Annotated in this window: 4 protein-coding genes; 3 read left to right on the top strand and 1 reads right to left on the bottom strand. The window is 66.5% G+C overall.

Annotated elements, in window-relative coordinates; translation table 11 throughout:
- Together SX243_25130 and SX243_25125 are read left to right on the top strand one after the other, a co-directional pair.
- On the top strand, positions 1 to 433 hold a 433-nt coding region (locus SX243_25130; GenBank protein ID MDY7096273.1), incomplete at its 5' end, for a mechanosensitive ion channel family protein.
- A 155-nt stretch (positions 434 to 588) separates the two neighbouring features.
- Positions 589 to 1,518, top strand: a complete 930-nt coding sequence (locus SX243_25125; protein MDY7096272.1) for a DUF2911 domain-containing protein — start codon at positions 589 to 591, stop codon at positions 1,516 to 1,518.
- 34 nt (positions 1,519 to 1,552) lie between these two features.
- Here the strand turns inward: SX243_25125 and glgP are convergent, their stop codons facing one another.
- The gene (gene glgP / locus SX243_25120; protein MDY7096271.1) at positions 1,553 to 3,730 is read right to left on the bottom strand and encodes an alpha-glucan family phosphorylase; all 2,178 of its coding nucleotides are present in this window, start codon (positions 3,728 to 3,730) and stop codon (positions 1,553 to 1,555) included.
- A 308-nt stretch (positions 3,731 to 4,038) separates the two neighbouring features.
- Between glgP and SX243_25115 the strand changes: the two genes are divergently transcribed.
- A complete protein-coding gene (locus SX243_25115; protein ID MDY7096270.1) occupies positions 4,039 to 4,620 on the top strand; it encodes a hypothetical protein in 582 nt (193 codons plus the stop codon).
- The last annotated feature ends 255 nt before the right edge of the window (positions 4,621 to 4,875 follow it).

Genomic DNA, 4,875 nt, shown 5'->3' with positions numbered 1-4,875 from the left:
CGGGATCACCGGCAAGGTGGAGGAGATCTCCCTCTTCACCTCGATCATCGACACCCCGGACAACCGCCGCTTCATCGTGCCCAACAGCGAGGTCTTCGACAACGTCATCGAGAACAAGACCTACCACCCCACCCGCCGCGTCGATATCTCCGTGGGTACCGACTACAGCGCCGACCTGGACCACACCCGGGAAGTCCTGATGGCCGCCGCCGAAGCGGTTCCGGGACGGCTGGAGGACCCTTCGCCGCAGGTGGTGCTGCAGGAGCTCGGCGGCTCCTCCATCGATTGGTCCGTCCGTGTCTGGAGCACCACTGCGGATTTCTGGACGGTGCGGGAGGCTACCGTGCGGCAGGTCAAGGTCGCCCTCGACGAGGCCGGCATCGGCATTCCCTTCCCGCAGATGGATGTGCACATGGACCGCACCGATTCATGATGCCTCCCTCCGCCGGCCCCTATCCCGGCGCCCCGCGGAGCAGCACCGTGGCGGGCTCGGGAACCTTCCGTTCCCCGCTGCGTATCAAGCGGCGAGACCGGCCGCTAACCCCGGCCCGTCCGCCGGACCCGGCCGGTCTCTAGGAGCCGGATTTCATGAGTAGTCAATCGTCGATGATCCTCTCTCCGTCGCCCCCCCGCGGGGGCCGGCGGTGGCCATGGACACTCCTCACCCTGTCGCTAGCAGCACTCTGTCTGACGCCCCTACCGGCGACAGCGGGTTCCGGGGGTCCGCCGCGAATCAGCCCCGAGGCCTCCATCAGCCAGCGGGTGGGAGTTTCCGAGGTGAAGCTTCGCTACAGCCGCCCCGCCACGCGCGGGCGCACCGTCTGGGGCGAGCTGGTGCCCTGGGATCAAGTCTGGCGCACCGGTGCCAACGAGGCCACCACCCTCACCCTCAGCCACGCCGGAACCTTTCAGGGAGAGAAGGTCGAGGCCGGCACCTACGCCCTCTTCACCATCCCGGGAAAGCGACGCTGGACCCTCATCCTCAACCGCAACACCGATCAATGGGGCTCCTTTGAATACCGGCCGCAGCAGGACGTGTTGCGGGTCTCGGCAGAGCCCCGGAAGGTACCGCCGGACGAGCGCCTGACCTTCGTCGTCCCTGAAGTGACGGCGGACACGGTGAGTCTCGAGCTTCGCTGGGCCGGGCTGGCAGTGCCCTTCGAGGTACGTTTCGACACCTCGCGGCTGGCGCGGGAGGAGGCGCGGCGACAGACCAGCCGCCGCCCCAACGACACCCGCCTGGCCTGGAGCTGGGCGTATTATTTCTACAAAGAAGGGATCAACCCGGACCAGGCCCTGGACCTCGCCGCCCGAGCGGCGCAGGAGAGCCAGGTGTACTGGACCTGGTCGCTGAAGGCGCGCCTGCTGGCCCGTACCGGACGCTATCCGGAAGCGGTGCAGGCGGCGGTGCGAGCTCTGGAATACGGCACCACGGACCTCGAAACCTCCGGAGAGGCGCGCAGCGACATGGAATACTTGCGCACCCAGATCAGCGAGTGGAAGGCCGGGGGCAGCTGAGCCCCCGCGCTTTCGGCCTCAAGCTCTCCGCCAGCTAGCGCTGCCGCGGCAGATAAGCCTCTTCGACGTAGTCCCGCACCATGCGGTCGCTGGAGAAGACCGGCGACACGGTGGCGATGGCGCGCTTCATGCGCTGCACCCACCCGACGGAAATGCCGCGGTGATCACGGTCGTAGTAGAGCGGCGCGATCTCTTCTTCCAGGGTACGGTAGAAGCTCTCCACATCCGCCCGATCCTGTTCCTGCTCCGACTCGTAGGTCTCCTCCGAGCCGATGGACCAGCCGTTCTGACCGTCGTAGCCCTCCGGCCACCAGCCGTCCAGCACGCTGAAATTGAGGGCACCGTTGAGGGAGGCCTTCTGACCGCTGGTGCCGCTGGCTTCCAGCGGCCGCCGCGGGTTGTTCAGCCACACGTCCACTCCCTGCACCAACATGGCCCCCACTCGCATGTCGTAATTCTCGATGAAGAAGACCCGGCCCAGCAGCTTGTCGGTGCGGCTGAGCTCGAAAATGCGCTGGATCAGCTCCTGTCCCGGCTTGTCCGCCGGATGGGCCTTGCCGGCGAAGAGGATCTGCAGTGGCCGGTCTTGGTCCGCCACCAGCCGGCGTAGATGCTCGAGGTCACTGAAGATGAGATTGGCGCGCTTGTAGGTGGCGAAGCGGCGGGCGAAGCCGATGGTCAGCACCTTGGGATCGAAGAGGTTGTCCACCGCCCGCAGCTCGTCCGGCGAGTGGCCGTGGCGGGCGAATTGCTCCCGCAGCCGGGATCGGGTGAAGCGGCCCAGGCGCTCCTTCTGCAGCTGATGCGCTTTCCACACCTCGGCATCGTCCACGGAGTACAGCCGCTCCCAAGCCTCCGGCACCAAGAGCAGCTCCTGCCAGTGGCTCCCCAGATGCCGCTGGAAGAGCTCCCGCACCTCATTGCCGATCCAGGTCGGGCTGTGGATGCCGTTGGTGATGCCGGTGATCGCCCGCTCTCCCTCGTTGAGATTCGGGAAGAGATGGTGCCACATGCGATCCGCCACCTCGCCGTTGAGCTGGCTGACGCCGTTGGTGTGGCGGGTGGTGCGGATGCTGAAGGCGGTGAGATTGAGATTCTGCCCCTGCTGGTCCGGATAGGCCGCCCCCAGCGCCAACAGCTGCTCCGGCGTGCGCCCCAGGATCGGGCTCCAGGGTTCGAGATAGCGCAGCGCCAACCCGGCGTCGAATTGCTCGTTGCCGGCGGGCACCGGAGTGTGGGTGGTGAAGACCGCGTCCTTCTTGATCTCCTCTAGAGCCTCCTCGTAGGACTTGCCAGCCTCCGAGTCCGCCCCAGAACCCCGGCCCTGCATGATCTCCCGCAGCCGCTCGAGCTGGAGCAGCGCGCAGTGGCCCTCGTTCAGATGCCAGACGGTGGGCTCGAGATCCAGGGCCCGCAGCGCACGCACGCCGCCGATACCCAGGACGATCTCCTGAACCAGCCGCATCTCCCGGCCGCGCACATAGAGGATGTCGGTGATGGGCCGGTCGGCGGGATCGTTCTCCCGCACGTCGGTGTCCAGCAGCAAGACCGGCACCCGCCCCACCTGAGCCACCCAAACCTTGGCCTGGATGTCCCGCCCCGGCAGCGGCACGCTCACTCGCAGCTCCCGCCCCAGATGGTTGGAGGCCGGCCGCAGCGGCAGCCGGCTGAAGTCGTACTCGGGATAGGTGTGCTGCTGCAGCCCGGTGGCGTCGATGGTCTGGTTGAAGTAGCCGTGGCGATAGAGCAAGCCGACGGCGACGAAGGGCAAGCCGAGGTCGCTGGCGCTCTTGCAATGATCTCCGGAGAGCACTCCAAGGCCGCCGGAGTACAGCGCCAGGGAGTGGTGCAGGCCGTACTCCATGGAGAAGTAGGCGATGAGCTCGTCCTCATCGTCCGGATGGTGACGGTGGAACCAGGTGTCCTCCTGATCCTCCAAATAGGCGCGAAACTCCTGCACCACCTCGCGGTACTCGGAGCGGAAGGGCTCATTGTCGAGCAGCGCGTCCCAACGGTGGGGCTCCACATTGATCAACATCTGCACCGGGTTGCGGTAGCGGGACCAGGACTGGTTGTCGATGGAGGCGAAGAGGGCCTTGGCCCGGGGGCTCCAGCTCCACCACAGGTTGTAGGCCAGCTCGTAGAGCTGAGCGAAATCCCGCGGCAACTCCATGTCCCCGATGTGCAGGCGTTCGATATGCGGTCGTCTCATGATCCCCCATCTCCTGGCAACAGCACCCACTGGGATGCGTAAAATCGGACTGGCTTCGGCCCAAACACCCTTTCGCCCAAGCGCCGATGCAACCATCTTCGCCGGGCCGGGGCTGGGGCGAGGAAACAGCGTTTTCTAACACAGGCGACCCCGCGCTGTCGAAGCGGGCCGAGCTTACCGCGACGTTTCAGTCCGGCTGCCTCGTCGGTTATGATCGGGCCGTGATGTCTCGCCGCCGCGCCCGAACGGCCTCCCCTCCCCCCTCCGAAACTTCTTCGACCCCCTGGTGGGGAACGACCACGATCCCGTTGGACCACCAGCGCCAGTGGACCCTGGGAGTAGCCCGGCTGTGGATCCAGCACTCTTCCCAGGAATGGTGCATCGTCCTCGGTCAGGGAGCCGAGGACGAGACCGGCCTGTCCGAAGCCGGCCCCATCACCGAGGTGACACCGCGGACCAAAGACTCCACCTGGCGCCTGATCTACGAACGCACCTCCGATACCGTCACCGTGCAGCCGGCGATGGCCGATCTGCCGGTGGTCACCCGGCCCCGGATTCCGCTCCACGTGCCTCCCGGGCAGCGCGTGACCTTCTTCGCCGGCGTTCCCGTGTGGGTCCAGGTGCTCCTAGAAAGCGACTCCAAACCGGTGGTAGACCAGCCCCTCCTCCCCGCTGCCCACAGCTGGTTCGGCCGTGACACCCGCCAGGGCGAGCTGTGCTACTTCAGCAAGACCGCCGCCCGCCTCAACGTCGAGAATCTTCCCTTCATCTCCCACCGCGCCGTCACCCCGGTGACGGTGCGCAACCGCGCCTCCACGCCGCTGGTGCTGGAACGCTTCCATCGCCGGACACCTGGCGGTGAAATCGCTCCAGCGCCGCTTCGACCTTGATATCGATCTCCCTGGCCGAGGCGGACCAGGCCGGTCCGGTCGGCAGGCTGCCGAGGACAACGGTCGCGGCGAGGGCGAACAGCAGGGTTCGCGCGGCGCGACCAGGGTGAGGTTTCATCGGATTGGCTCTCCTTGCGTTGTAGGCAGTAATGGTATGGTCGGCCCGAACCGTGGGGCTGCGCGGGACGGCATGATAGACCTCGGGCGGGGTCCGGTCGTCCTTAAGGAATCCGCGATAAACGCCATTCGCAGCGG

The sequence above is a fragment of the Acidobacteriota bacterium genome (assembly GCA_034211275.1).
In the GTDB taxonomy this organism is placed as follows: Bacteria; Acidobacteriota; Thermoanaerobaculia; order Multivoradales; family JAHZIX01; genus JAGQSE01.
Note: the sequence above shows the minus strand (reverse complement) of the source record. Positions and strands in the feature narration are given on the sequence as shown.